Here is a 24,957-nt window from a genome sequence, read left to right on the forward strand (position 1 = left end):
CAAATAGACATCATAACCCTGGTATACCTTAAACGCGTTTGAATCAAAAGCTAATGGCGCATAAATCCCATTAATACTCCAACTCACAATACTCGGCGGATCACTGTTAATACTAACTTGATACGGATCGGTTTTCGTTCCAGTTCCTTTAAAATAGAGTGGGTCAAAAAATAATTTGCCGTCCTCATTCTGCGGACTGAACAAGCCATCCTGTTCCAGAGTCAGTGCATTTCCCGCTTTTTTCGACATACTCAAATGGATGACATGTTCATCTACCTCAAAGCCTGGCGTATTAAAAGATAATGGCGCATAAAGTCCATCATCATTCATACCCAAAATGTTTGCCCCCCCCGATTTAATTTTAACTTGATACGGTTCGTCTTTCGTTCCTGTTCCGGCAAATGCTTTCTTGTCAAAGAAAAGTTGTCCACCCGTATTCATGGGACTAAACAACCCATCATTTTCTAAAGTCAGTGTATTTTCTTTTTTACTGGATAATTGCACTCCAATTGCCATTGTCTTATGTGTCTTATCAACAATGGTTTCCGTAGTGATAATTGATTGGTCTTTTGCACGGATTTTATCCTCTACGGAAATGCCATCTTTTCCTTTCATCGAATCTGCAAAGGCTTGCTCTGATGTATCGCTTCCAGGAGGCTGTCTCGACTTCCAGAATTCATACGCAGATTCGCCAGGCTTACCTTCCATGAATTTTTCAAATGCACACTCCGACGTATCCGTGCCCAGAGGCTGATGTTCTTTCCAAAATTCATAAGCCGATTCGCCTGGTGCACCACGGCGCATAGGACGATTACCTAATGTGCGATCATTTTCACAACAGCTCATTTTTTCACCCTCAAAAGACCTATTTTTTAACAGTATATATCTTAACCAATGACTTTTATATTGTCTTTCCAATCCCCATAACATCTCAATTTTAGTCAGAGAAAGACGCATTTATTGTTATCTTAACGCGTCAATATGCGTCAAACAGCGTTAACGCATATTGACGCACATTAACATTAACGTTTTATAATGCGTATTGATGTACTATAATGCTTTGACATTCATTAAAGTCTGGGGGAGCTATGCCAGTTATTACCGTTGCAAATCCTAAAGGTGGTGCAGGAAAATCAACAACAACTTTGATTTTGGCAACAACACTTGCAGCAGCGGGTGCCAGTGTGACGATTCTCGACTGTGATCCAAATAAGCCGATTAAAGATTGGCGTGAAGGTCTTTCCAAAAATCCTGTACATGTGGATTTTGAAGTCACTGAGAGTAACGTAACAACTAAACTTGATAAGTATCGCAAAGAGAGGCAGTTTGTATTTGTTGATCTTGAGGGAACGGCAAGTCGTTTAATGTCCCGCGCATTCGCACGTTCCAATCTGGTATTGATACCCATACAGGCAAGTCCACCGGATGCCCTAATGGCCGCTAAAGCAATTCATCTCATTCAGGAAGAAGAGCAGGCGTTTGAAAAAGAAATTCCCTATCGTGTTTTATTCACGCGAACATCGCCAATCATTACAACACGCCTGGAAAAAGCGATTGTCAAACAGCTTATTGAAGGGGGAATTCCTCAATTCACCGCACATCTTAATGAACGTGCCGCTTTCAAATCATTATTCTTTAATCGATTGGATTTAACTGAGCTTGATGAAAAAGAAGTCAATGGTCTTGATCAGGCACGAAATAATGCAACATGCGTAGTTGAAGAACTTATTACCTATATCATTGAGCGACAGGAAAACGTAGCATGACGACTAAAAATTTTGGGTTTAAAAATTTATCGACAATTAAACCGGACGATACACCAAGTTCTGATATCGCTGATCATGAAATTGATGTTGTAGGTGACCGTAGCGGTTTTGTAAGCCGAGAAGCTGTACAAAAAGTGGTTCGTAGAGCGGTAACAGAGCCTTCTGCAAATCTCAATATTCGCCCACCCGTTTCAACGTATAACAGGTTTGTTCTTTGGGCTATGGAAAATCGCATGAGTTACCCGGAGGCATTGAAAGCCCTGATGGACAAAGCCGGTATTTAACTTGCGTTAACGCAAGTTGACGCATCTTAATATTTTATAATTTAACTGGATGCGTTATTTTCATGTTTTCGATGATTTATCACCCGAAAATGGTGTCGAAACGATATAATCAGATAAGCCTGTTTTGCCTGCTCCACGATATGTTGTGGTATCTCAGCTCCCGCATGAGCGCCCCCAGGTGCACAACAGGCATAGAACACACTAACGCCTAATAATTTTCCTAAATCCGTCACTGATATGTTGAGTTTTTGCCACTCATGAAAAAGTTGATCACCCTCGTCATAAGGAGTGATGTCTAATGCTTCAAAATAAATATCCTGCATCGTGGTTTGGAATTCGCCGCGACAAAACTGAATACATTGTCTCGTGTCATCTTTATTTCCTATAACAACAATATCCTTTTTACGGGCCTCAAAAATAAGTTTATCCCAGTCGTTATCCTTCAGGTGTTTCACCTTACCAAGCGGATAATAAAGTTCCAATCCCAGTGTTCCCTCATACATTTCTATGGGAAGAGGAATGGGAGAATACGTCACCTTTGGTACAGAAGACAATGCTTTTTCCATGTCGGTCAGAATGGTTTCAACAGTATAGTGTCTCATCTCTATTCCTTAATACGTTTATTATTGGAACAAGTATAGCAGCCTGCATTCTCATCGGACACGTTGGCTTTTTATTATAAATAAGAGGGGGCTTCTTTTGACATCAGGAGATAGTATTTGACATAGGGGGCATAGGTATATTTTAAAAAATGATGAGAATCTTGTGAGGTTACCCCACCGGCCGCCATGCGTCACGGCCACCGAATTTCCCATAAGGGGGACTTCCCTGACAGCTAAAACGTATTTCTTTCACCAGATGAAACACATTTTAAGTAGTTGATAATTAAACTAAATTTAGTTGGCGAATGACAACACAGCGCAGTGTGACGGGCTTTATTATCTATGTAGTAATGAAAAGTTCCCTTTTTTATTCAGTTGATCAGACACAAAAAAACCCCGCATAGCGCGAGGCAGTTAATAACTGATACATTTTCAACCTATCAAAAAGTATACTTTTTGATAGCTCCTAAGAAGTGCTCTCAAAAGTCCTACTATAAATGATTTATCAAATACCCTAAAAGATAATGATAGCCTATTCCCTTTCTGTCCTGCATTTTAGACACAAAAAAGCCCCGCGTAGCGCGAGGCATCTAATACTGATTACTTATGATTACTTTATATCCTCAATCTCAGGAATAGGCTTATCTTTCATCGCATCTAGTTCTAGTAACAAGTCGAGGCGTTTGGTCGGGTCAAGCTGTAAGAATAGCGATTTTATTAATTTATATTGCCTTGCATGATGTAACAGGGTGAATCCTTCCGCTATATCACTCATTTTAGTTACTTCTAGAAACGTTTTCGCCTTGATCTCGTCCTCGTCGTCGCGTGTATCCGTACCTTTATCGCCGCTTTTCGCTTTATCATAGCGACTTTTCGCTGCGTTAAACATACGCCTTATATTGTTGAAGACAACTTCAGCATCGACGCGCTCATCTATATTATTGTTATCAATCGCCGTTTCTTCCAGTTCGCCCGTATCAAACATGTCTTTAATTTCTTGCTTAAAGAATGGCAAAACTGTTTCTAATACTGAGCCTTTCTGTACAATTTGGGTAACATAGAAGATGAAAACTTGTGCTTTTAAAGTATGATCGGCTTTGGTAACTCTATAGACTTCATTAATCAGCGTCTTACGATCACTTAATCCGTTAAGTTTCTGTTCATCGTGTTTCGTCATGGCTTCCTTTTCTTTTTTCATTTCAGCAATAGCAGCGGCGGCAATACTGGCGTTAACAGTATTTTTCTTCTGAGTCTTAACGGTATTATTTAACATAATAAGTCCTCTCTATAAATGGCAACATCGCCTATATGTAATCAATATAGGTCAATTATTAACCTATGTCAAATTCTCGATACTAACAAACAAAATAAAGATACTGTACTAAAACACAGCTTTCGCTTCTCATAGTCGTCTGTGTGAGGAAAAACGATTTCATTATTCAGAAAAATAAATTCCAAAAATACAATCATTTCACTCGGTTAATGGGGTATTTTTCTTTTTTTGCGATCACATATGTAAGGTGCCGTTATTTTGCCGAGGAGAATTAGATGTTTTTCACACACCGTGAAAATGAATAATAATTCTTTTCAAATGAATTAAAATTCAAACGTATTATTGTGATATGCTAATACACACAAAAGATTTTTTGTTTGATCTCTGTGTGCGTGTCATAGAGCGCGTATGTCATATAGCATAGATGAATTCCCACCGTGTACAGAAACGCGCTGTACGCTATTTATAGAGTGATTCTTTCTGTACGTCTCAAGTAGCAAGGCGCGCTGTGGGAGCCGGAAGCAACCGAAACATTTAATTAGCAATTAATAACAAAATATTAACAATTTTCATTATTTATTTCCTTTTTTATCAAATAGTTACTAATTAGACATACTAGGTCTATTTTGTATTTTGATGTGGCGTCGCTTGTAACTTGTTGTTATTAAAGCGTGCGTAGGAAATAAAATCTGTGTAGACGTTTGCTAAACGTATCGGAGCATACTATGTCACGTAATACTTCTCTCTGCGTCTCTGACACAGATATTTTTATTTGAAAAAACTGCAATATAAATAGCATGAGGAAAGAAAAAAGAAGTATGTATATAATATTATTAATTAATTATAAATATATATATAAACGTCTTATTCAGCACTTCAAATATCGTGCTATTTTTTTACTGTTTTTTGCAAAAAACATCTATGAAAATATGAGAACTTAAAAAATCACTTTTTACACTTCCGCCAACTTTTACCCTTTTAATTTTGGGAGGATAATTTTTCGATTTTTAGCAAGTGTTATATTCTGTGCAATTTTTTAATACAAGACCATGATTTAAGACAATAAAAAAATGCTGCGACGCTTAAGGGGACCCATATAACACACTGATTTTATTAGGTAAAATATGACTGTGTTAGAGCAAAAATTTAATAATACACTCTAATTTTTCACGTAATTTTTATGCAAAACTTAAATAACAACCACGTCAATTGACATACCTCTATTTCTTGGAAAAATCGATTATTCCTGTTGACTAGCCACAAGGTTGAATCCATGAAATTCAGTGAACTCGATGTACAAATCCCCGAATCGCTTATCATCGAATTAAAGGACGCACCACTCAATAGATTTTTTTAAATACCATCAAAGATAAAATCCATTGCTGCCTTAATCCGGTCGCGGTACTGAGTAGCATCACAAAATTCAGTACCCAAGACACGAACAGGTATACTTGCCAGCTCATGAGTCATTACAGCATATTCTTTATCGTCTATAAGTCTGACAAGTGGGATCATTCGATCTGGGCGACTGTTATCTGGGTATTTTTCAATAGGCAGTAATGGAATAACAATTCTGCGGTTTAACTGCCCTATAATGTCGCTTGTTACATCCAGTAACAGAGGATAAACAGAGGTTCTTCCAGTATTACGATAAACGGTGAATTGCATAATTAAAATGTCCTGTATTCATTACTGAAACAACCATGCTCATCATGAAAACGGTTTAATGCCTCTAGAGCTTCTGCGTTATCTTCTTGCCATTTCCTCGCCTCATAATGACGTAATTCTGCATCCAGAGCAGCGGAAAGTGTTGCGCTAAAATTGATGCCGGCTTCACGCGCTCGACTCAGTAAGCCTCGTTCTATGGTCATTGTTATACTCTGGGTGTTTCTTTGTTTTGCTGTCATGATTGACCTCCGTCATTAACATAACGTGTAGCATACACGGAAATATACACGAATTACAATTCTAAAATTTTTTATTTTTTGTTGTGCAAATTACAATTAGTTGCAATACTTCTTTTTGTAACTTGCACAGCAATTCCTAGAGGTGACTCATGACAACAGAAACTATAGATCATTCAACCCTGTATCGTTTAGTTGAAGCGGGTGTGGTTCGAGAAGCTCAGGTTGTTAGTACGTTTGGTGGCTGGGTGGTGACAGTGAAATATGGCATGACAGAGTGTTCATTAGCTGCCCAGCGCAGTCGTCAGGTACGGCTGTTTAAAAAACTGGAAACGTTAGTCAATTACCTGAAAAGTTTAGGTATTGCACAGTTTAATGTTGATGCGTCCAACTACAGCTCGGAAAGCCAGAGCAAGAATGCGCGTCCAGACAGAGCCGTGGCGTTAAAACGGGCGCATGAAGCGGTTGCCTATGATGAATGGTTTAGGACGCAGGTACAAACGTCCATTGACGATCCGCGCTCAGCGGTAGTGCATGAGGATGCCAAACGTTATTTTGCGTCCCTAAAAGACAGTCTACGTAAGGGGTTATGATGCGCCTTGAGTGGAAACCTATGGCTTTGGCTGACAGGGAGCAGATTATGGATTATATCGCCCACGATAATCCACAGGCGGCTATTGCGCTCGATGATGAGTTTGAAGCTTCCGCAGAACGAGCTTGTCTGCAACCTGAAATGTATAGGCCTGGCAGGGTAAAAGATACACGGGAAATTGTGGTCAGGCCACATTATATTCTAGTATACCGTGTTAAACGGGATATATTGATGGTTTTACGCGTTCTCCATGCTGCGCAACAATGGCCGTCAGCGAAATAACCGAATTTTGGACGGTTCAGACATAAAATTTCAGAACAGTGATGAGACATAACGGTCTAAAAGGGGGGCTAATGTCACAAGGGGCGAGATTCGTAGAGAACAGTTATTTAAAAGAAACCACAGAGGATGTGCAGGCGCAGCTAAAAGAAACGCTGTGGTTTTATATGCAGGGCAATCTGGCGGAAACACGGGAACTATTACGTTGGGGGCCGACGAATCCCGCTTGTCCGCGTGTGTCGGATATTCGGGCATGGATGAAAATACTGGGGCTGAATACCGTCGGTATTGCGCGTCTATTGGGCGTCCAGCGAACAACCGTGGCAACGAACTATCTGGGGCCGCAATTGGATCGGCAGGTGGGGATAACTGCGCCGCGCCTTCTGCGTGCCGCGTTGCTGACAGGATACTTTAAACACAATCCTGATGCACCCCAGTATTATACGGCGATGAGCTTATTGGATGAGATAATCAAAAACGATGAGCTGAACACCATATGGTGCAAAATTGTGCAGGCTAAACGACAAGGCGCAAAACCCGAAGTCATTGATAAGCTGAGACAGACAGCCATTGCGACAATGTGTCCGCAATATCCCGTCAGTTTATCAGATGCAAGCAGTATGGCAGCACCGGATACGAAAATTCCGTCCAAAAAAGTGCGGCCATCACGGGAAGTTTATCGGATGGAGGCAGCGGATAAACGACGCCTGAATAAAGATTACTCACGTCATGTGATTGTTGATGAGAATTTTACGGGCGCGACATTAGATGGGATGTACAATGAAACCGTGTTCGTGAATTGTATCTTTAATAAAACCACGTTTGTGGGACAATTCTATGATGCAGAGTTTTATCAGTGTCAGGGCACAGAAATCTTACTCAACGGCCTGTTTGACCGAGCACAGTTCTACGAAGCACGCTTTGATGTGCTAGAGCTGAAAGGATCATTCACATTTAGTCGCTTGATATCCTCCTTTTTTGGTAATCCCAACGGTATAGAGGCAAAACCTGAGCAATTTGCAGGTGCTGAGGGCATTCTATCCTATGTAGACATTCCCCTGCCAGAGCACCGCACGATACAAGGCCGCGAAACGCTGTCAAAATGGGTACAGATTTTTCCGGCGGCAAAAGCATGGTCACGAACGACTCAGCCAGGCACACCAATGGGTGACGTCTTGCATGAGGCATACTTTACCGTGTGATTTAGAGGGATCGCACTGTGTAGCTATTAGCTACACAACCTGCTATACTGTTTGTATATCCATTTGCTACACAGGTGATTTATGAGAACACAACCGAAAGAAACCCCGATTAATATACGGGCAAAAGCGTTTCAGCGGGAGCTTATTGACCACGCAGCAAGCCTGAGTTCAAAGACGCGAACGGATTTTATCTTGGATGCCGCTTGTCGCGCAGCCGAAGAGTCCATACTAGAGCAGCGCCACTTTTTCGTTGACGACGAAAAATATCAAGCGTTCATGCAGATGTTGGAGAAACCCCTTGCTGAGAATGCGGGCTTTAAAAAACTGATGGAGTATAAAGCACCGTGGGAATAAGCGCACCGGAATTACTAACGGCTGAACATAATATCAATGATTTTTATTGTCAGCACGAAACATTAAATGAATGGCTTTCACGTCGGGCTTTAAAAAATAATAAGCTCGGTGCGAGCCGTACATTTGTTATTTGTAAGGAGGGTACAAAAGACGTTATCGGTTATTACTGTCTAAGCGCGGGTTCAATTAATCATATTGAATCGATACCCGCGCTTAAACGTAATATGCCTAATCCTATTCCTGTCGTGCTTCTCGGTCGTCTGGCGGTCGATGTGAAGTATCAAGGAAAAAAGTTAGGCGCATTACTTCTTCAGGATGCGTGGAAACGTGTTGCTAGCACAGCAGAACAAGTAGGCATTTCAGCAATAATCGTCCACGCACTTGATGAGAACGCCCGAACGTTTTATACCCGTCTTGGTTTTACCCAATCACCGTTAGAACCCTATACGTTGATGCTACCGCTAGGCAAACAAAAATAACGTATATTCTTTGGAAGAGAATATTACAATCCCCCTTTTCATTTCCCTAACTTAAACTAAAAATATAATGATAAAGTTTTAATATAATTTAATATTCTTAGATAAGAATTGATTATAAGAATTATTGAATACTGCGATAACTCGATGATAAAGTGATAAATAGTATCTATAATGCCTTATGTTAAATATGCTTATTATCCATAGAAATATAAAAAGGAGTTTTGAATGGCTTGGATTTATCATCAATATTCTGGCGACTTATATCATAATGATAAATTAGTTTATCGAGGTGGCTACAGTGGTAAAGGGTCACATAAAAATAACCCTATGTCAGAATCAGTCAGAGGCAAAGGCCCTATTCCCAGAGGACGATATACGATTGGGGGCTATACCAGCAGTAAAGGGCCAATGACTATCATTCTAGAACCGCATAACAGTAATAATATGTATGGAAGAAACCTTTTCCGTATTCATGGGGATAGCCGAGAAAATCCGGGACAAGCGTCGGAAGGTTGTATTATTGTCGGGCCAGACGCAAGACGGGAAATTATCAGTTCTGTCGATAGAGAATTAATTGTGGAATAAGTATGAAAAAATTCATTTTGTTAGTATTGTTATGCGTTCCGGGTCTGGCAGTATCTGCAACCAAAGAGACCTCTCAAAAAGCGTTAGATTATTGTGCGACCGTTGAATCCTGGGCGGCGCAAAAAGTGATTGATGCGGAATGGAAGAAAAACAAACAACTGGATCGTGCGAAAGCATCCTCCTCTCTGCTTAACAGAACAAAATTAGTCAGAGGAAAGAATGCAATTCAATTAGGTGAGTGGGGACAATTGTATACTCAAACCATTGAAGTCTCTATTCCCTATATTGGTAATCAAAAAAAATCGACTCAGTTTCTTGTTTCGTCAATTATCTCAGCTGAGGAATGTTCCCTCACCGAACCTGCTTATATAGATATCACACCAGGCCGTTATATTTTCAATTAAAAAATAATAGATAGCCCATGTTAATTATCATATGGGCTATTTTTATCTACTCTATTTGACATACACACCCTACCTGAGAAAATAACCTGACTGAATTAGATCAAACGATTATCGTTTGATTATCATCTACTTATCTTTAATAAATCAATTAATTGAGGAGTTACTTATGCGCTCAGGTATAGAACCCATCACGAAAAAGAAAATCAGAGATGACAGAATGCTGGCTTTTTTACCACATCATTTTGGTCATTATTTTATGAACGCAGAGACATATCTTTATAATTGGATGGATAGATATGCAGAGGATTATAACGGTGATTCTTATTCATATTATGAACTATCCAACAGCTCAATATTAATTTGTCCTGATAGTGGCTATTCGTTATGGTCAGAAAATGGTTCATCTTTTGAAGATTTATCACCAGAACAAGTTGGTATTACGGCAACACTATTTTTACTGAATCATTTCATTTTTAAGACCTACCAACAGGAACCGAAAATGTCAGAGCAATTTAGTCAAAAATACGAGGGTTTAATGGATTATGGTGCAGGATTAGGGCAAGAAATCTGGGTACCGATACGCAGTTTAATTGATTGATTGATCGTCCTGTCTGACAAAATATTCCTTTCATAAAATAAAAACAGCACCTATCTCATTAATTTTATGGGCGATATCACGCGTTCATTTGACATAGGTGCATATAAAAAGAGCATTGTACTCATCGAGAAAGAAATATTATTTATCTGTGAGGTATAGATATGACACCTTCTATTTTTGTAACGACAAAAAAATGTTTCGCGCAAGATCCAGCTAATGGTTTATGGTTTGATTTACTGGATTATTCGGATGAAGAAGACTTTTTAGAGAACGTTAAGGTTCTTTATAGGGAGCTGGATGAGGACGATACCTATTTTTTTTCCGATTGGACAGATATTCCCGAAGAAGTACTTAAAAAAGAGGGACATGTGAATTGGGAATATATAGATGTATTATCTGAATTAAGTGGCGATAGCCAAGACGCCTATTATGAATACTGTAAGAATCTTTTTTATATTTTTGATAAAGATACATTTGAAGACGCATATATTACCACGCTTGCGCCATCTGAATCTGAGTGCGATTTTATTATGCAGTATGCAAGTGATTTTTTAGATGATGAGGATATCCCCCAGGTATGCAGGTTATATTTTAATTGGGATTCCTATACACAGGATCGGTTTATAGATACCTACACATGCTATGATCAACACGTTTTTTATCAAATATAATTAACGTATGCTGATAATAGGAGAAAAGCGATGGCAAAATTTATTACTTTGCCAGCCGGTCAGGTTGTGAATACGGCAAATATTGTTTATATAACGAATGTAATGAAAGTACAGCGTGATGTATCAGGTAATATTGTCACGATGACCCTAAAAGAAATTGAGAATGCCCCAGAGCAGCACTGGTATGCGTTTCGCGTAAATATGATCGATTATCATATCTGGGTATTCGGACAAAATGTTACCTCTGAACTTTCCGCTCAGAACGTTCGGAATAGTATCACCACGCAATTAATCACCGTCTAGGAATAATGCCTATGTCAGAGCTTCAATTTGAAACGAGAACGTCGGCTGTTGTCTCTACCGCACACTTATCACAGTCAGACATAGAATTACTCACACAGTACAGTCAGAATGCCCCCGACGAAGGGGATATGGTTGTACGTATCCATAAGGAGGGAGTAGAAATCTGTCTGGCAACAGACGTACATTTAGAGTGTATGGAGAATATAGCGAGTACGCTGGACTTATCTGATGGTTTTCTCAATAATCTCCAACGAGTAAAAGAGACGTTGCCAGACCTTTATTCTATCGTGTTTGATCAAGATGCTTTCTTAGTTTCCGGTTTAATCGAATTTGAGTGGTAGTCCAAAAGTTGGGTGATGAATTACTCATTCCTATTCAGACTTTTTTAGCTCCATCACAATGGGGCTATTTTTTTGTCCTTCATTTGACATACAAACCGTACTTGAGAAAATAGAGATATCTTTTCAAGAGGAGAAAACTATGTCAGTTTCCTATAAAGAATCGAAACCTCGCTGTCTTGTCTGTAAAGGGCACGGATGTTTTATTTGTGATGAAACGGGTTTAATATCCGAATTAAGTTACTATAACGGATCAGTGTTGGCGAAAACTGTATTCAGTACATCTGATGTAGATGGCTTTATTATGGCTATCTGTGCAAAAATTGATGAGGTTATACAAAGTGGGATAAAGGTATGTTCCTTAGAAAAACAGCCACTTGATCAATTTATATGGCAATTAAAAAAGGAAATTATTGAGGATATCAATGACGACAATGTATCACATTCCGATATCGCTGCATGGTGGATGCTGAATAAAGAAGCATTACCCACAAAAGAAGCAATAGAAGAATGTTACCTTTTAATTGAACTACGCACAGAGTGTGATATGGGTGAAGCGTGGTGTGAGGAGCGTAGATTTATTAGAGATGATTATTTTGACGATTATTGCATTGAAGAATTATATGATGTGGGGTATCTCACCTATCAGAATGCAAATATTAACAAACCTTCATGGTTGGAACAGTTTATCGACCAGAAAAAATTAACGGATGCTATACAAAACGATTATCGTTTTATTCTTTTATCAAACGGAAAGGAATATTGGATTTATAATCAGTAGATATTTACAAACTCAAAACTGGAGATTCATATCATGAAAACACAAGATAAACATTCCCGCCGTAAGCAGTGGGGTATTCAGATATGAAATCACCCGCTTCGCATCGTTCAATTCTTATTTTCTCGTCGCAAGCGACGGGGAATTAAACCCTGAGAGATTAAAAAGAGAATTAAAATATGAAAATGAAACTGGAGCATTATCAAGAATTAAAACGGCTATATGTTGATACAATAAAATCCGTTACTTCACCTGATGAAATCAATTTATCTGATACTTATGATCGTTATTTAGAACAGGTAGATGCACCGAATGAACAGTGTAAGAATATTCGTTTACGTTGGCATTTTTATTTCATCGCAATAAATAAACCAGGAATTTATTCTGACTATTATCAAAACGGACGAAGTGGATTTAGAGGAATATTGTATTCTTATTTGAATGACGATAACATTGATACTGCACTGAAAAAAATAGTAACAGAACTGAATTTTGAACAGAGTTAATAATATTTAACGTCCGTTTATTTTACATACAAATCCTATTGATCAATAATAAAAAGGAAACAAAAAGAAAACACAAGGAAAATATATGGCAATTAAAACCTTTGTAGAAGTCACACAAGAGCAGGTTGTAAATTGGCATCAATATTTCCAGAGCATATTCTGTTCAGATCGGCATATGTAAAGGCATACCGTTATGCAACACACATTAAAAGAAGCTTATACTACACAGGAAAAGGCACGTCATGTTGCACAAAGAATGGCAAGTACAGCAGGCGTACCTATTTGGATTTATCATCGAAAGCACAAATGGTTTGTCAGTGGTATGGTGAATTTGCACGGACACAATCCGATCATTCCAACGATCAAAGAATTCAGGCGCAAACACCCGATTTATACTTACTGGAAACGAACCGATATCCCTACAGTCCATTACGTCAGCTTATATGCCGGAAAGTATTATATGCTTGTGGATAATGTGATTACCACAGTCCCGTTTTATACGCTAGTCTATTTATTATCACAAGGAAGTATGTTAGTGATATCACGGACAGATGAGGATAATACAGCAAAAGAAGTGACGTATTATTTGCGCCGTTATCTGACAGATCAGGTCTTATACCGTTCTGTCGGTTTTCGTGTCTTTATCGTTCTTGCTGATAAGGATTGGGATATTCTGAAAACAAAGATGTATAACGCTGCGTTGATTTATGACGCGCTATGGAAGCCACCGGTTGGTATAACACAGGAGGAATCATGGCACGTACCCCCGAATCAAAAGTTAAGAAACAGGTCGATAGTTTACTAGCTCGTGTGGGTGCGTATGTTCTTACACCCACAACAGGCGGCTTTGGTCGCAGTGGTCATGCAGACAGAATATGTTGTGTGCCTGATGTGCAGGGCGGTCTAGGGTCATTTTTAGCTGTTGAAGTCAAAGCGGGAAAAAATAAACCCACGGCACTTCAATGCCGACGATTACTCTCGACACTCGATGCAGGCGGTTATGCCGCTGTCGTGAATGAAACCAACCTGCCTGTATTTCATACGTGGCTGCGTGCCATTCATAACGGAACCCTTGATGGGCCACGATACCTGTTGCCGAATGGGGTCACATTGTCTATTAATACAAAAGTTGGAAAATGAAAAACAACACGTTATGAATATGGTGTACGTCAGCAAATAGAACCGCTAAAAAGAGAATTGATAATGCACTTTGGTTCGGTCTGTTCAGGTATAGAGGCTACGAGTGTTGCATGGGAGCCATTAGGAATAATACCCGCATGGTTTAGTGAGACAGATGCCTTTCCTAGTGCCGTATTGCAGTATCGTTGGCCGCACATAACTAATCTTGGTGATATGATCTGTGTGGCGGATAAGATCATGAATCAAAGTATAAATGCACCCGATATTCTTGTCGGAGGTACACCCTGTCAGGCATTCAGTATTGCCGGATTACGGGGCGGCCTCATTGATAAACGGGGGCAATTAACCTTATCCTTTGTGGAGATAGCTAATGTCCTTGATCACGTCAGAGCGTCAAATACAGAATCCCCAGTTATCATTGTCTGGGAAAATGTTCCTGGCGTATTATCCAGCAAAGATAATGCTTTTGGATACTTTCTTGCTGGACTTGCCGGAGAAAACGTCCCCCTACAGCCGTCAGGGAAAAAATGGACGAACGCGGGTTTGGTGTCTGGTCCACAACGAACCGTCGCCTGGCGAGTGTTGGACGCGCAATATTTCGGTGTCGCCCAACGCCGTCGTCGCGTGTTTGTTGTCGCAAGTGCTAGAAGAGATGTCGATCCCGCCGAAATACTTTTTGAGTCCTACAGCGTGTGCGGGAATTTTGACGCGAGCCAAACGACGCAACAAAGTCTTACCCAAAGCGTTGGAAGAAGCACTCTTGGTAGTCACTGGGACTCTCTCACCTACCCGCATCCGACCTTAAACCAGAGCCATAATGAGGGCGGTATAGGAATGAGCAACCAGGAAATTTTTTCACAAAGAGGAGGCGGCCTGATATCAACATACAGAATGCTGGCCTTTGGCGCGTATAAAAAAGACGAGATGTCTTCGACTCTGAAATCCAGAGACTATAAAGATGCGACGGATTTGATAACCACACCCGATACCGTGCGTCGTTTAACCCCTATGGAATGTGAACGCTTGCAAGGTTTGCCAGATAATCATACGCAAATTCCGTGGAAGGGTAAGTCTGCGATGGATTGCCCTGATGGACATCGTTATCGTGTAATCGGCAATGCAATGGCCGTTCCCGTAATGAGCTGGATTGGGAAACGTATTTTAATGCAGATGAGGTAACACGATGAGAAAATTGGCTTCGGTCGTTATGTCCTGACCTCAGACAATGCGATATATACGTTAAATGAAAAGCGAGTTTATTAAAAGGTATTCTCAACAGTAAAGAAGATAATGGTGTCTTTCATAACCGTCATGAAATAAATCGAGGTGGTTGAATGAAATACGTGCATGTAACTCTTCCCTGTGAAGAACAGGAATGGTCATATAATGCAGATGAGGATTTGAATGAAGAACAACTCGTTCGTTACATTGCGAATTTACAGGAAAAAATAGAACGGTATTATGATGATACGCTCGCACATTATGATAAAGAGAATTTACAAATGGCCGAGCACCATTTGCAATGTTTAAAAGAGCTTTATGACCGACGTCAAGACACAGTAAGTCCCTCCTTTATGTCAAAATCAGGTGACTGGGTACTGATTTTTTGTCTTATCGGGATGCTTTATCTTATTATCAGGCCACTACTTGGAATTGGAATGTAGCATAATGTTATACACATACGATTATGGAATTATGCAGAACGACAGATTCAGTGATAAGGAAAAGCAGCAATCCTGTAACAACCTAACTCGTGCGCTGACTTCTGATTTTGATCGTATTCCGAAAGTCTTTCTGGATTTTGAAACGTTTTATGATCCCGCCAATAAGTATTCGTTATCAGCAAAAGGCATGACCTATGAGAAGTATGTTCGTGATCCCCGTTTTCAGGCCATACTTTGCTCCTTTATTATTCCTGATACCGGCGAACGGTACTGGATACCGAACCATAAAGGTGCAGTAAGAAAAGAACTGAATGCCCTCATGTTACACAACTGTAACGTCATCGCACACAATCTCCCATTTGATGGTTTTATTCTGTCAGATTACTACGGTATAGAACCCCGTGAGTTTACCTGTACCATGACGATGGCGCGGCCATTACATGGCGCAAAAGCGGCAAACAGTCTGGCCCAATTAGCAAAACGGTATTCTCTGCCTAATAAGAAAGAGGAAGTTCACCAGGTGATGGGAATGCGTCTGGAACATTTCACTGCAACAGGATTACAGCGGTATGGGGACTATGGCCTTCGAGATGTAGATCTTTTGCCGCCACTCTACGGTCTTTTCCGTTGGCACTATTCTGAGATGGATATGGTCACCATGTCCGACACGATACGGGCCGGTTGTGTCTGTCAGTTTGATTTGGATAAGGCGTTGTTGTGTGAGTATATCCCGCGCCTGATACAGTTACAAGAAGACAAACTGGCGAAAATTTCCGCAGCATTTTCACAGGATGTTGAGACGTTTCGTAAACGCTTATCGTCGAACCCACAATTTGCAGAGGTACTGATGCAGTTGGGTGTGGATGTTCCTATGAAAGACAGTAAGACCGCAAAGAATGCGGACGGGACACAGAAAAAGACATATGCTTTTGCCAAAACGGACATGGGATTTAAGGCGCTGTTAACATCGGGCGATCCGTTTATTGAGGCCGTCTGTGAAGCCCGTATGGGCGAAAAATCCACGATTGGGATCACACGGGCCAAAAATCTATTAGATATTGCGCATCGAGGAAAGATGCCGGTTCCCCTGAAAGCGTTTGGTGCAACAACTGGGCGTTGGGTCGGCTATCAGGACATTAATGTCCAGAACTTCCCCAAACGTGGCGGCGATCTGACGCTGCGAAAATCCCTGCGGGCACCGAAAGGCTATTCGGTCGTGACCTGCGACTTATCGCAGATTGAAGCCAGACGGATGGCTGACCATGCCGGACAGGACGATTTGCTGTTACAGTTTGCCCGCAATGAAGATCCCTATTCGGACTTTGCAACGATGTTATATGGTTATGAAGTCTCAAAAATGAATGGCCGAAAGCAAGAACGCAACGTCGGTAAAGAGGGGATTCTTTCTCTGCAATATGGGTCATGGTTCGAATCGTTTTATTTACGGCTACGCACCGCCTATGATTTAGATGTCACCAAAGAATTCTGCCATGACGCCGTTCTACTTTATCGTGATCGTTATAAAAATATCGTTCAGTTCTGGACGCAGTGCCAGAATGCCTTAGACGTGATGCTTTATGGTGGCACCTATCGTTTCGGTTATGAACAAAATTATACGGCCATGAAAAACAGGATTATCTTGCCGGATGGCTGGACACTCCGTTATGACGATCTTCGTGTCGCCGGCAAAGATGAGCTTAACCGCGACATCATTTTGTATACCGACGCCGAGAAACGGGAAACCCGCAAGATTTATCGCGGCATCATTGCGAATAATGTCACACAAGGTAGTTCTACCCGCATTCTGCAGGGAATGATGATGAACCTGCGAAATGACGGCCTTTTTTGGTGTTTAACCGTACATGATGAATTAGTTTTTCTCCTGCCAAACGAAGACCTTTCCTATTGTTGTGAACAAATCCAATACCGGATGAGACAGCGCCCCGATTGGGCACAACGGACACCGATTGATTGTGAGCTGACCGCTGGCTCAACCTATGGTGATCAATATGACGAAGATATCTGGCTGGCCTCTGGTTTTAATCAGGTTAATGCCGACGCTATTTTGAAAGAACGCTACTAAACGAAATAAGGATGAACCATGCAGCCAAAAATAAAACGCGATACGTTATTTCTCATTGCCGATGTCGAGACATTATCTAATTTAGCGGGCGATAAACCCTTAGTTTGGGAGGTGGGTCTTGCCTTAGTTCGTGGTGACGGACTCATACTGGGATCGTGGGGGTCACTGGTCAATGTGCATGATATGGTAGGACGGGGATTTAAACAGACACCTAGCACGCTGGCGTGGCTCATGAGTCAAGAAGCCGAAGTGCGTTTCAGATTTAAACAAGCGTGTGAATATGACACCCCCACACTGATTGATGTCATGCAGGAAATGACTACCTGGATTAAAAACACCATCAGTGCACATATGAACCAGGGTGAAATCCGTTTCCCTGTTCGTAATCTTTATTTACTGGGACGGGGCGCTGCGTTTGACTGTCCGATTATGGAAGTTTTATATCGTGAAGTGAATAGCGAATCTGTGCCCCTACCGTGGCTGTTCTATAACGGGGCGTGTCTGCGTACTTTTGAAATGATCTTTCCTGTGCGCGTACCTAACATCGGCACAGCACACCGTGCGGAGCACGATGCTCTTTGGGAAGCGCAATGTTTATCACGACAGCTAGCTGTGTACTGGCAGTTTGCAGGTCAGATTAATGCCGCCTGTTATCAGATGGATACGCAAGCGCAGCCACTCACGCCCTCAGAACTCATCCCGTTAGGAAATATTCTGACGGAAGATGACAACAAACTTACTCTGTATGCGAAACCCGATACTCCCAGCGCCATACCCTTACCAAATGCCAATCAATGGATAGATGAATACGCTCATACCCAAAATGATGAACCCTGTTTACATCAAAACTGTCCTGATTGTCATGGCATGTTTGTGAAATCCAACGGTGAACAGTGCGTGCATACCATGATCTGCCGCTGTCCCAACTGTCAAAAGGAGTGTATGTAAAATGGCAAATGTCATTATTACCGTGACTGACCTGCCTAATGGTCAAGTAGATATCAATTATAATTTTGGCGACGATTTTATTGCCCCCCAATGTGAGGAAGATTTAGAAAAACTGACGGATGCCCAGCAATTCAGTATTCTCGTCACGCAATTTGTCACGGGCTGGATCGTGGATTCGGAAGCCAGAAAGCAAGCAGATTCACAACCGCTGATACAGGTTCCCGGAGCGAAGATCAATGGGTAAGGTGATATTTTCAGAAAAAGAAAAAGACAGCTTAATAGCACATCCACTGGATCATGATGTTGAGTGGCCGAATAAAATTCACAAGCCTGTCGGTGGCGGCAAATTTTTGTCTCTGGCCTTATCATTTTCAAAACTGAGTCAGTATCAGCAATGTCCCCGACGATTTTATGAACAACACCTGACGCATAATATTCCCTATACTGACACTCCGGCCACCTTGTGGGGAACACGGGTACATCTGGCGCATGAAAATTATCTGTTAAAAGGCCAACTGATGGATGCGGTGGTGAAAGAAAAAATCGGCACAGGTGTGGCGGATATGTTAAAGAAAAAATTTAATACCTTAGTGGCCGAGCAGCGTGTTGGCATTCCTCTGTTCGGTGAACAGGAATGGGCGATTAAAGCTAACGGTAAGGTAGCCAGTTGGTTTGATACGTCAGCCGTTTTTATGCGGGGGAAAACCGATTTAGGTATGGGAAGTCTAAAAAAGCTCTACCTGTATGATTATAAAACAGGAAAAGACCATTATCCTAAAATCGATCAACTGGATTTAATGAGTGTCATGGCAAAAGCGCAGCCGACTATGCAACATTATACGCAATTTGATAGTGCCCTGATATTCTTAGAAGCAGGTAGTGTTAAAAACCATACAACACATCTTCATGAAGAAGGACACGAAATACAAATGCGTAAATTTCTACGGGAATCTTTACGTATTATTGATTCTTACGAACGTGATTATTGGCCGGAACAGAAATCGCCGTTGTGTGCCTATTGTCCGGTGATTACCTGTCCGTTTAATGCCACAGGCCAGATGTAAGCGACAGTTAACATACGAGCAGATATACTCATGACAATGAAAGAAAATCCAGATATTACGTTTCTGACGGTAAGGGGTGATGCCTTACTGGTGTTACTCCGCAATTTGTATGAGCGACGAAAAGAAGAACAGGTAATGATGGAAACCATTCTGACGATGATGGAATCATTAGATAGCAGCGTTCAGTTTGCGGGAGAAGGCACCGCAAATGCAAATGTCAGATTGGTTAGTATACTTAAGCAACTGAAACCCAAAGAAACCGCAGGACTATCTGACGAAGAGATAATGAAACTTGTCGGAGGACAATGGAATGAAACACACACTTAAGGCGAAAGATTTACAGGCATTAATGACCTATAATCCTGAAACGGGGGGTCTTTTTTGGAAAGCACGTAGACCTGAACTCTATCGGAAATACAGTCAGGCGGGTCAGGATATGGCGAAGCGTTCCTGTACATGGTTTAACCAACGCTATGCGGGTGAACACGTCGGTATCACGATGAACGGCAATAACACGTATGTTCGAATCGCTATTGGTAGCGGCGCTGGAAACATACGAAAAAATATTCTGGATCTTATTTGGGTTATCGTGACCGGCAAAGAACCGAATGGTCTTGTCCGCTTACTGGATGACAATTGCGCACGTACCGTAGATAATATTGTCTGTCTTTCCCCCCATATTGCACAACTCTTTCGTAATCCACGTGCGGGTATTTACCGTAATCGTGAAGAGAAAACGTTTTACTGGCGCATTTATCAGGGAAAAGGGCTTGACCAGCAAGGTGGCTATCAAACTATCCAAGAGGCCCGCGAAGCCCGGGATAATAAACTCAAAGAATTAGGTTTATGGCAGGAAACATTATTGAATGATGTATATTCGTAAGGTTGAATGATGGCAACGTTGCAACTCTACCAGCAACGGGCGCTCGTCATTCAGGGATCTGAACAAGAGCTAGAACGCGCACGCGTGTTAAATCCCGAAGAACTTATTGATCTGGGTCAAAATACCGTTGCCTATAAATGGAACTATCATAATGCAGCACTCCTGGCATTGGCCAATTTACCCGCTGTCAGTCCTATTTATCGGGATTATAATTGGCCTGCCCCTAATAATTTTCGTCCGTATCAGCACCAGATTGTGTGTGCTGATTTTTTATGTCTTAGAAAAAAAGCCTATTGTTTTGCCGGTACGGGAACGGGAAAAACGGCTATTGGTATCTGGGCCGCGCATTATCTGTATACCCTCGGATTAGTAAAAAAAATTCTGGTACTTTGCCGGGCTTCGATCTTATTGGATGCGTGGCAGCCAACCGCTGCTAAGTTACTGTTCGGCGTGGCGGATTTTACGGTGATTGAAGGAACGATAAAAAAGAAACAAGAGCAGGTCGCCTCGGCTGCGCCTTTTCACATTACGAATTACGAAGCTCTGGAAGGACTTCATGACAAATTTATTCAGAATAATTACGACCTGATTATTCTGGATGAGAGTACTAAAATAAAGAACAGGGAAACGGATTTATGGATGTTGGTCTATCCCCTTGTGCGTAATGCCACGTATGCGTGGCAAATGACAGGAACACCGACGCCAATGGGGCCAAAAGATGCGTTCGGCCAGATTTGTATGTTTGAGGGTTTTGGTAATACGGTGCCGAATATCTACTGGTGGGAAAATTTAACAACGTGGAAAGTCAACAAGTTCAAACGGCTTCCCCTGAATGGTTGGCAGAATACTGTTGCAAAGTACATGCAACCGGCGATCCGAATTCGTACACGGGATTGTCTTGATTTGCCACCGATTTCGTATGAATCGCGTTATTTGCCATTAACATCAGTACAAAATGCAGCGATTAAGATGTTACGCGTTCAGCAGATGGTTAATTTGGCAGGTGAAAATATCACGGGTGATAATCAGGCTATTCTGTTGAATAAAGTGGTACAGATTTGTTGTGGTGCGGTGCTCTCTGAAAATGGCAAAGTGGTTGAAATGAAACCCACTAAGAGGTTGAACGAATGTCTGGAAATTATTCACAGCGAAGAAGGAAAAGTAATTATTTTTGCGCCATTCCGCGCCGCCGTTGATATGATTGCCCGTTATCTGCATCGTAAAAATATTGCAGTGGGAATCATACACGGCGGGATCAGTAAGACAGCACGTCAAAAAATCTTCGACAGTTTTCAGAATGATGTGAAAGAAAAAATGCAAGTGATTGTGGGCGTACCCTCTGCATTTGCACACGGAGTCACATTAACGGAAGCGAGCCATACAATTTGGTTTGCACCGTATAGCAGTACCGAAGTGTATTTACAGGCTAATGCCCGAATGGAACGTAACGGACAGACGCGACATATGACGGTAACCGAAATTTGGGGTGATCAACGGGAAAAACAGCTTTATGACATAATTGCAGGACGCGCCGATGCTCAATTAACATTGCTAGATATTTACAGGAGTCTCTTAAAAGACAACCAGGGGGACTAACGATGAGTGATCCTTTTATCGGTATATCAACAGCGCAATTGGCCTCAGCCCATATTCAATTAATGCAACAGAAAGAAGCCATTGAAGCCATGCACAAGGCGGCAATGATAGGGGAAACAAAAAGCATTGATGACCAATTACGCGTCCTGTATTACGAAGTTCAAAAACGGATGCAAAATGAGAAAATTCATTCATTAGATACGGAATTAGGTAAGGTTCTCTTAAAAACGACGGTGGAATACAGTGTGCAGGATTTGGATGCCTGGGGAGATTTTATTGTTACCAATCAGGACTTATCTTTTTTCAGTAAGAACGTATCAAAACCACGCGTGGAAGCGTATAGAAAACAACATGGTGATGCCCTGCCACCTGGATTAAAGGCATTTACACGACAACACATACAATTCAAACCCGCGAAATAAGGAATTCCTTATGAATAATTCTATCGTGACCTTTGATCATAATTTACCCGCGCATTTGCGCGATGAGCACGACGGACTGAGTTCTCACTGGGATGACGTAGGGCTGTCCAGCTTTGCCCGTATTAAAATGAAAGGACACATATTGCAGGCGTTTATTGGCCCGAATCTGGTCGCACAGTCACAACCTCTGCAGCCTATGACCGTTGTCATGCTGCGGCCATCAAAGGTAGGACGCACATTTTATCGTGATACGTATGTTGAAGGCAGTAAAGAAACCCCCGATTGTTACTCTAACGATAATATTACGCCTGCTGCCGATGCGAAACGTAAGCAGTGTACGCGCTGTGATTTATGTCCACAAAATCTCCCCGGCTCTGGCATAAATGGCGAATCAAGAGCATGTCGTTACCGGCAATCAATTGCCGTTTGGACACCGGGGGAAAATGACAGTACGTGGGATACCATTTTTCAGGTGAATTTATCATCAACAGCTATCTTTGGAGAAAAACCCAATGCCGATGGTTATATGGGACTAAATGCTCTCGTAAACTGGTTTAGGAAACAGAAATTAGATCCATCGAAAGCCTGGATTCAGCTTTACGTCGATCCTTACTCAGAACATAAACGTATTGTGATGAAACCCAAAGGATACGTTGCCGATTCCGAAGAATACCAACAGGTACGAAAACTGATTGAATCTGATGAACTTGACCGTGTACTGCGGCTGGGTGTTCTGGATGCGGAACAAGCAGAACAACTGAGTACAGAAGGATTCGGACAAATGCCAGCCCATTTGCAAACACCAGCGGCCCATACGCCGGTGCGCAATACTGAATCGGTTAATACGGGACAGGAGACAGTAGATCCCTTTACAGGTGAAATTCTTTTCTATGACAATCCCATCACCGATAACGTACCCACTTACTGGCAGAGTACCGAGACGGAAACGATTGTCATGTTACAGCCGGGGACAAACTTACCCGTTGAAACAGGTGGTATAGAAGAAGTTACGTTAGCCGATTATCAACAGTATGAAGCGCGATTAGCGGAAGAACGCCGTGTTGCAGAGGAACGCCGTATCGCAGAAGAACAGCGCTTGGCCGAAGAGCGTCGTCAGTCGGAAGCGCTGGCAAGACGCACGGCGGAAGCCAATCGGCTGGAAAATGGCTCAGTCGCAGGTCGTACACGTAACCGAACACCTGTTACAGAAATGCAAAATACATCAGACGCTCAGGAAAATAATGTACGCACACGCAACCGAAGTGCCGTGAATACACCACAGGATACGTCAAGAACACAAGATAATACTGTACGTACACGCAGTAGGCGTAACGAATCAGCATCACAGGATACCGTTTCAAATCTAGATCAGTCCACTCAGACACGTACCCGAAATACCCCTGCGGACTCGTCAGCAGTACTAGGGCGTCGTCGTCACGACGCTCCGACACAAACCAGTTCGGCAGGAATGACACGGACGCGGGGTGCAGCGGTTACGCCCTCAGCAACAGAACAGGGATCTGCAGACGTTAACACCCCAACACAACAACGAGTCAGTCGTCGTGCATCTGTCGTCGAAGCAACAGATGCCGAAGAAACTTTCTCGAATGTTTCACCGGGATTACGTGCTGCACAACAACAAGCTGCGGAAGCACCTGATGATGAACAACCCAAGACTCGAAGTAAAGGTGGCCTATTATCCCCTGAAATGGAGGCGGCTTTGAACGCGGCGTTGTTACAAAATAACGATTAATAGTATCAGTGATCCAATAATGGCATTAAGGAGACGAGAATGTCAGAGATGTCAGAGGCTACGTTATCTTTGGAACTTACAGAACTTGCGGTAAAGTTGGGTATCAACAATAAAACGTTGGGTTATCTCTTACCCAATATGTCAGCGTCCCAGATTGGACGTCTTGTCAATACGTCAGCGTATCAGGCTAAATATACCGATGAAGTGCGTTTAGCGATTATGGTGTTAACGGAAATAGATGCCGTTGGCGCATTACCGTGCAGTCCTAAGACGGTCTATCCCAATATTCTTTTAGCCTTTGCTGAAAAAGTGCAAACAGCATTGAAATACCAGTACACGTTAGAAGAACTGAAAAATGACAGTACCTGGGCTAAGGATCTCAATGACGGCGGTGAACTTCCCTTCGACGATTCAAAACGCGACTGGGATGTAATTGGATTAAAAAACATTCAATCATTGATTAAAAATAGTATTAACCTATAAGGC

Annotated in this window: 33 protein-coding genes and 1 pseudogene; 29 read left to right on the plus strand and 5 right to left on the minus strand. The window is 41.8% G+C overall.

The window, feature by feature from the left end; genetic code table 11:
* The coding region (locus PSI23_RS10800; protein ID WP_273555087.1) for a hypothetical protein at positions 1–957 on the minus strand (957 nt) is incomplete at its 3' end.
* A 131-nt stretch (positions 958–1,088) separates the two neighbouring features.
* On the opposite strand from PSI23_RS10800, the gene PSI23_RS10805 reads away from it, so the two are divergent.
* Both PSI23_RS10805 and PSI23_RS10810 read left to right on the plus strand, forming a co-directional pair.
* Positions 1,089–1,766 carry a nucleotide-binding protein gene (locus PSI23_RS10805; RefSeq protein ID WP_273555088.1) on the plus strand — a complete coding sequence of 226 codons (678 nt, stop codon included), beginning with the start codon at positions 1,089–1,091 and terminating at the stop codon, positions 1,764–1,766.
* Positions 1,763–2,050 (plus strand): hypothetical protein, encoded by a 288-nt coding sequence (locus PSI23_RS10810; protein ID WP_273555089.1) that lies wholly within the window; start codon positions 1,763–1,765, stop codon positions 2,048–2,050. Before PSI23_RS10805 ends, PSI23_RS10810 begins: the two co-directional genes overlap by 4 nt.
* Before the next feature lie 41 nt (positions 2,051–2,091).
* Here PSI23_RS10810 and PSI23_RS10815 read toward each other — a convergent pair whose 3' ends face one another.
* The 4 genes from PSI23_RS10815 to PSI23_RS10830 form a co-directional block, all read right to left on the minus strand.
* On the minus strand, positions 2,092–2,652 hold the full coding sequence (locus PSI23_RS10815; RefSeq protein ID WP_273555090.1) for a hypothetical protein: 561 nt from the start codon (positions 2,650–2,652) through the stop codon (positions 2,092–2,094).
* Positions 2,653–3,262: 610 nt separating this feature from the next.
* Complete coding sequence (locus PSI23_RS10820; protein ID WP_273555091.1) at positions 3,263–3,925, minus strand: hypothetical protein; 663 nt, start codon at positions 3,923–3,925, stop codon at positions 3,263–3,265.
* Positions 3,926–5,278: 1,353 nt separating this feature from the next.
* The gene (locus tag PSI23_RS10825; RefSeq protein WP_273555092.1) at positions 5,279–5,593 is read right to left on the minus strand and encodes a CcdB family protein; all 315 of its coding nucleotides are present in this window, start codon (positions 5,591–5,593) and stop codon (positions 5,279–5,281) included.
* Between the two features lie 2 nt (positions 5,594–5,595).
* The gene (locus PSI23_RS10830; protein ID WP_273555093.1) at positions 5,596–5,832 is read right to left on the minus strand and encodes a type II toxin-antitoxin system CcdA family antitoxin; all 237 of its coding nucleotides are present in this window, start codon (positions 5,830–5,832) and stop codon (positions 5,596–5,598) included.
* A 149-nt stretch (positions 5,833–5,981) separates the two neighbouring features.
* Here PSI23_RS10830 and PSI23_RS10835 point away from each other — a divergent pair, with 149 nt between their 5' ends.
* The 27 genes and pseudogenes from PSI23_RS10835 (at position 5,982) to PSI23_RS10965 (ending at position 24,954) form a co-directional block, all read left to right on the plus strand.
* Entirely contained in the window at positions 5,982–6,422 is a 441-nt protein-coding gene (locus tag PSI23_RS10835) for a ParC-related protein (protein WP_273555094.1), read from the plus strand.
* Positions 6,419–6,703: a type II toxin-antitoxin system RelE/ParE family toxin gene (locus PSI23_RS10840; RefSeq protein WP_273555095.1), complete on the plus strand. Its 285-nt coding sequence runs from the start codon at positions 6,419–6,421 to the stop codon at positions 6,701–6,703. The genes PSI23_RS10835 and PSI23_RS10840 overlap by 4 nt, the downstream gene beginning before the upstream one ends.
* 71 nt (positions 6,704–6,774) lie before the next feature.
* Positions 6,775–7,902: a hypothetical protein gene (locus PSI23_RS10845; protein WP_273555096.1), complete on the plus strand. Its 1,128-nt coding sequence runs from the start codon at positions 6,775–6,777 to the stop codon at positions 7,900–7,902.
* Between the two features lie 81 nt (positions 7,903–7,983).
* Complete coding sequence (locus PSI23_RS10850) at positions 7,984–8,256, plus strand: type II toxin-antitoxin system TacA family antitoxin (RefSeq protein WP_273555097.1); 273 nt, start codon at positions 7,984–7,986, stop codon at positions 8,254–8,256.
* Entirely contained in the window at positions 8,247–8,735 is a 489-nt protein-coding gene (locus PSI23_RS10855; protein WP_273555098.1) for a GNAT family N-acetyltransferase, read from the plus strand. The genes PSI23_RS10850 and PSI23_RS10855 overlap by 10 nt, the downstream gene beginning before the upstream one ends.
* A 225-nt stretch (positions 8,736–8,960) precedes the next feature.
* Positions 8,961–9,320: a tlde1 domain-containing protein gene (locus tag PSI23_RS10860; RefSeq protein WP_273555099.1), complete on the plus strand. Its 360-nt coding sequence runs from the start codon at positions 8,961–8,963 to the stop codon at positions 9,318–9,320.
* A gap of 2 nt (positions 9,321–9,322) precedes the next feature.
* Positions 9,323–9,724, plus strand: coding sequence for a hypothetical protein (locus tag PSI23_RS10865; protein ID WP_273555100.1), 402 nt, complete (start codon positions 9,323–9,325; stop codon positions 9,722–9,724).
* A 166-nt stretch (positions 9,725–9,890) separates the two neighbouring features.
* Entirely contained in the window at positions 9,891–10,322 is a 432-nt protein-coding gene (locus tag PSI23_RS10870; RefSeq protein ID WP_273555101.1) for an antirestriction protein, read from the plus strand.
* Positions 10,323–10,483: 161 nt separating this feature from the next.
* Entirely contained in the window at positions 10,484–10,993 is a 510-nt protein-coding gene (locus tag PSI23_RS10875; protein WP_273555102.1) for an antirestriction protein ArdA, read from the plus strand.
* Positions 10,994–11,023: 30 nt separating this feature from the next.
* Positions 11,024–11,296, plus strand: coding sequence for a hypothetical protein (locus tag PSI23_RS10880; protein WP_273555103.1), 273 nt, complete (start codon positions 11,024–11,026; stop codon positions 11,294–11,296).
* Between the two features lie 11 nt (positions 11,297–11,307).
* Positions 11,308–11,637: a DUF5983 family protein gene (locus tag PSI23_RS10885; RefSeq protein WP_273555104.1), complete on the plus strand. Its 330-nt coding sequence runs from the start codon at positions 11,308–11,310 to the stop codon at positions 11,635–11,637.
* Positions 11,638–11,776: 139 nt separating this feature from the next.
* Positions 11,777–12,415 carry a hypothetical protein gene (locus tag PSI23_RS10890; protein ID WP_273555105.1) on the plus strand — a complete coding sequence of 213 codons (639 nt, stop codon included), beginning with the start codon at positions 11,777–11,779 and terminating at the stop codon, positions 12,413–12,415.
* A gap of 176 nt (positions 12,416–12,591) precedes the next feature.
* On the plus strand, positions 12,592–12,918 hold the full coding sequence (locus PSI23_RS10895) for a hypothetical protein (RefSeq protein WP_273555106.1): 327 nt from the start codon (positions 12,592–12,594) through the stop codon (positions 12,916–12,918).
* Between the two features lie 193 nt (positions 12,919–13,111).
* On the plus strand, positions 13,112–13,723 hold the full coding sequence (locus PSI23_RS10900) for a hypothetical protein (protein ID WP_273555107.1): 612 nt from the start codon (positions 13,112–13,114) through the stop codon (positions 13,721–13,723).
* Positions 13,672–14,058, plus strand: coding sequence for a PDDEXK family nuclease (locus PSI23_RS10905; RefSeq protein WP_273555108.1), 387 nt, complete (start codon positions 13,672–13,674; stop codon positions 14,056–14,058). Before PSI23_RS10900 ends, PSI23_RS10905 begins: the two co-directional genes overlap by 52 nt.
* 63 nt (positions 14,059–14,121) lie before the next feature.
* Positions 14,122–15,219 (plus strand): annotated as a pseudogene (locus tag PSI23_RS10910) (DNA cytosine methyltransferase); the annotation flags it as partial.
* Positions 15,220–15,392: 173 nt separating this feature from the next.
* Positions 15,393–15,722, plus strand: a complete 330-nt coding sequence (locus tag PSI23_RS10915) for a hypothetical protein (RefSeq protein ID WP_273555109.1) — start codon at positions 15,393–15,395, stop codon at positions 15,720–15,722.
* Positions 15,723–15,726: 4 nt separating this feature from the next.
* On the plus strand, positions 15,727–17,805 hold the full coding sequence (locus PSI23_RS10920; RefSeq protein ID WP_273555110.1) for a DNA polymerase: 2,079 nt from the start codon (positions 15,727–15,729) through the stop codon (positions 17,803–17,805).
* Between the two features lie 18 nt (positions 17,806–17,823).
* Entirely contained in the window at positions 17,824–18,753 is a 930-nt protein-coding gene (locus PSI23_RS10925) for a 3'-5' exoribonuclease domain-containing protein (RefSeq protein WP_273555111.1), read from the plus strand.
* 1 nt (position 18,754) lies between these two features.
* The gene (locus tag PSI23_RS10930; RefSeq protein ID WP_273555112.1) at positions 18,755–18,997 is read left to right on the plus strand and encodes a hypothetical protein; all 243 of its coding nucleotides are present in this window, start codon (positions 18,755–18,757) and stop codon (positions 18,995–18,997) included.
* Positions 18,990–19,817, plus strand: coding sequence for a PD-(D/E)XK nuclease family protein (locus tag PSI23_RS10935; protein ID WP_273555113.1), 828 nt, complete (start codon positions 18,990–18,992; stop codon positions 19,815–19,817). The genes PSI23_RS10930 and PSI23_RS10935 overlap by 8 nt, the downstream gene beginning before the upstream one ends.
* A gap of 30 nt (positions 19,818–19,847) precedes the next feature.
* On the plus strand, positions 19,848–20,144 hold the full coding sequence (locus PSI23_RS10940) for a hypothetical protein (RefSeq protein WP_273555114.1): 297 nt from the start codon (positions 19,848–19,850) through the stop codon (positions 20,142–20,144).
* The gene (locus PSI23_RS10945) at positions 20,128–20,700 is read left to right on the plus strand and encodes a hypothetical protein (protein WP_273555115.1); all 573 of its coding nucleotides are present in this window, start codon (positions 20,128–20,130) and stop codon (positions 20,698–20,700) included. The genes PSI23_RS10940 and PSI23_RS10945 overlap by 17 nt, the downstream gene beginning before the upstream one ends.
* Positions 20,701–20,709: 9 nt before the next feature.
* Positions 20,710–22,296: a helicase-related protein gene (locus PSI23_RS10950; protein ID WP_273555116.1), complete on the plus strand. Its 1,587-nt coding sequence runs from the start codon at positions 20,710–20,712 to the stop codon at positions 22,294–22,296.
* Between the two features lie 2 nt (positions 22,297–22,298).
* Positions 22,299–22,718, plus strand: a complete 420-nt coding sequence (locus PSI23_RS10955) for a hypothetical protein (protein ID WP_273555117.1) — start codon at positions 22,299–22,301, stop codon at positions 22,716–22,718.
* Between the two features lie 10 nt (positions 22,719–22,728).
* Positions 22,729–24,471 (plus strand): hypothetical protein, encoded by a 1,743-nt coding sequence (locus PSI23_RS10960; protein ID WP_273555118.1) that lies wholly within the window; start codon positions 22,729–22,731, stop codon positions 24,469–24,471.
* A 39-nt stretch (positions 24,472–24,510) separates the two neighbouring features.
* Complete coding sequence (locus PSI23_RS10965; RefSeq protein ID WP_273555119.1) at positions 24,511–24,954, plus strand: hypothetical protein; 444 nt, start codon at positions 24,511–24,513, stop codon at positions 24,952–24,954.
* The last annotated feature ends 3 nt before the right edge of the window (positions 24,955–24,957 follow it).

It is taken from the genome of Xenorhabdus yunnanensis, from assembly GCF_028598805.1.
Taxonomy (GTDB): Bacteria; Pseudomonadota; Gammaproteobacteria; order Enterobacterales; family Enterobacteriaceae; genus Xenorhabdus; species Xenorhabdus yunnanensis.

Excerpts from the sequence above, each read along its gene's own strand:
- PSI23_RS10805 (WP_273555088.1), top strand. The coding sequence starts at position 1,089 with ATGCCAGTTATTACCGTTGCAAATCCTAAAGGTGGTGCAGGAAAATCA.
- PSI23_RS10810 (WP_273555089.1), top strand. The coding sequence starts at position 1,763 with ATGACGACTAAAAATTTTGGGTTTAAAAATTTATCGACAATTAAACCG.
- PSI23_RS10815 (WP_273555090.1), bottom strand. The coding sequence starts at position 2,652 with ATGAGACACTATACTGTTGAAACCATTCTGACCGACATGGAAAAAGCA.
- PSI23_RS10820 (WP_273555091.1), bottom strand. The coding sequence starts at position 3,925 with ATGTTAAATAATACCGTTAAGACTCAGAAGAAAAATACTGTTAACGCC.
- PSI23_RS10825 (WP_273555092.1), bottom strand. The coding sequence starts at position 5,593 with ATGCAATTCACCGTTTATCGTAATACTGGAAGAACCTCTGTTTATCCT.
- PSI23_RS10830 (WP_273555093.1), bottom strand. The coding sequence starts at position 5,832 with ATGACAGCAAAACAAAGAAACACCCAGAGTATAACAATGACCATAGAA.
- PSI23_RS10835 (WP_273555094.1), top strand. The coding sequence starts at position 5,982 with ATGACAACAGAAACTATAGATCATTCAACCCTGTATCGTTTAGTTGAA.
- PSI23_RS10840 (WP_273555095.1), top strand. The coding sequence starts at position 6,419 with ATGATGCGCCTTGAGTGGAAACCTATGGCTTTGGCTGACAGGGAGCAG.
- PSI23_RS10845 (WP_273555096.1), top strand. The coding sequence starts at position 6,775 with ATGTCACAAGGGGCGAGATTCGTAGAGAACAGTTATTTAAAAGAAACC.
- PSI23_RS10850 (WP_273555097.1), top strand. The coding sequence starts at position 7,984 with ATGAGAACACAACCGAAAGAAACCCCGATTAATATACGGGCAAAAGCG.
- PSI23_RS10860 (WP_273555099.1), top strand. The coding sequence starts at position 8,961 with ATGGCTTGGATTTATCATCAATATTCTGGCGACTTATATCATAATGAT.
- PSI23_RS10865 (WP_273555100.1), top strand. The coding sequence starts at position 9,323 with ATGAAAAAATTCATTTTGTTAGTATTGTTATGCGTTCCGGGTCTGGCA.
- PSI23_RS10870 (WP_273555101.1), top strand. The coding sequence starts at position 9,891 with ATGCGCTCAGGTATAGAACCCATCACGAAAAAGAAAATCAGAGATGAC.
- PSI23_RS10875 (WP_273555102.1), top strand. The coding sequence starts at position 10,484 with ATGACACCTTCTATTTTTGTAACGACAAAAAAATGTTTCGCGCAAGAT.
- PSI23_RS10880 (WP_273555103.1), top strand. The coding sequence starts at position 11,024 with ATGGCAAAATTTATTACTTTGCCAGCCGGTCAGGTTGTGAATACGGCA.
- PSI23_RS10885 (WP_273555104.1), top strand. The coding sequence starts at position 11,308 with ATGTCAGAGCTTCAATTTGAAACGAGAACGTCGGCTGTTGTCTCTACC.
- PSI23_RS10890 (WP_273555105.1), top strand. The coding sequence starts at position 11,777 with ATGTCAGTTTCCTATAAAGAATCGAAACCTCGCTGTCTTGTCTGTAAA.
- PSI23_RS10895 (WP_273555106.1), top strand. The coding sequence starts at position 12,592 with ATGAAAATGAAACTGGAGCATTATCAAGAATTAAAACGGCTATATGTT.
- PSI23_RS10900 (WP_273555107.1), top strand. The coding sequence starts at position 13,112 with ATGCAACACACATTAAAAGAAGCTTATACTACACAGGAAAAGGCACGT.
- PSI23_RS10905 (WP_273555108.1), top strand. The coding sequence starts at position 13,672 with ATGGCACGTACCCCCGAATCAAAAGTTAAGAAACAGGTCGATAGTTTA.
- PSI23_RS10915 (WP_273555109.1), top strand. The coding sequence starts at position 15,393 with ATGAAATACGTGCATGTAACTCTTCCCTGTGAAGAACAGGAATGGTCA.
- PSI23_RS10920 (WP_273555110.1), top strand. The coding sequence starts at position 15,727 with ATGTTATACACATACGATTATGGAATTATGCAGAACGACAGATTCAGT.
- PSI23_RS10925 (WP_273555111.1), top strand. The coding sequence starts at position 17,824 with ATGCAGCCAAAAATAAAACGCGATACGTTATTTCTCATTGCCGATGTC.
- PSI23_RS10930 (WP_273555112.1), top strand. The coding sequence starts at position 18,755 with ATGGCAAATGTCATTATTACCGTGACTGACCTGCCTAATGGTCAAGTA.
- PSI23_RS10935 (WP_273555113.1), top strand. The coding sequence starts at position 18,990 with ATGGGTAAGGTGATATTTTCAGAAAAAGAAAAAGACAGCTTAATAGCA.
- PSI23_RS10940 (WP_273555114.1), top strand. The coding sequence starts at position 19,848 with ATGACAATGAAAGAAAATCCAGATATTACGTTTCTGACGGTAAGGGGT.
- PSI23_RS10945 (WP_273555115.1), top strand. The coding sequence starts at position 20,128 with ATGAAACACACACTTAAGGCGAAAGATTTACAGGCATTAATGACCTAT.
- PSI23_RS10950 (WP_273555116.1), top strand. The coding sequence starts at position 20,710 with ATGGCAACGTTGCAACTCTACCAGCAACGGGCGCTCGTCATTCAGGGA.
- PSI23_RS10955 (WP_273555117.1), top strand. The coding sequence starts at position 22,299 with ATGAGTGATCCTTTTATCGGTATATCAACAGCGCAATTGGCCTCAGCC.
- PSI23_RS10960 (WP_273555118.1), top strand. The coding sequence starts at position 22,729 with ATGAATAATTCTATCGTGACCTTTGATCATAATTTACCCGCGCATTTG.
- PSI23_RS10965 (WP_273555119.1), top strand. The coding sequence starts at position 24,511 with ATGTCAGAGATGTCAGAGGCTACGTTATCTTTGGAACTTACAGAACTT.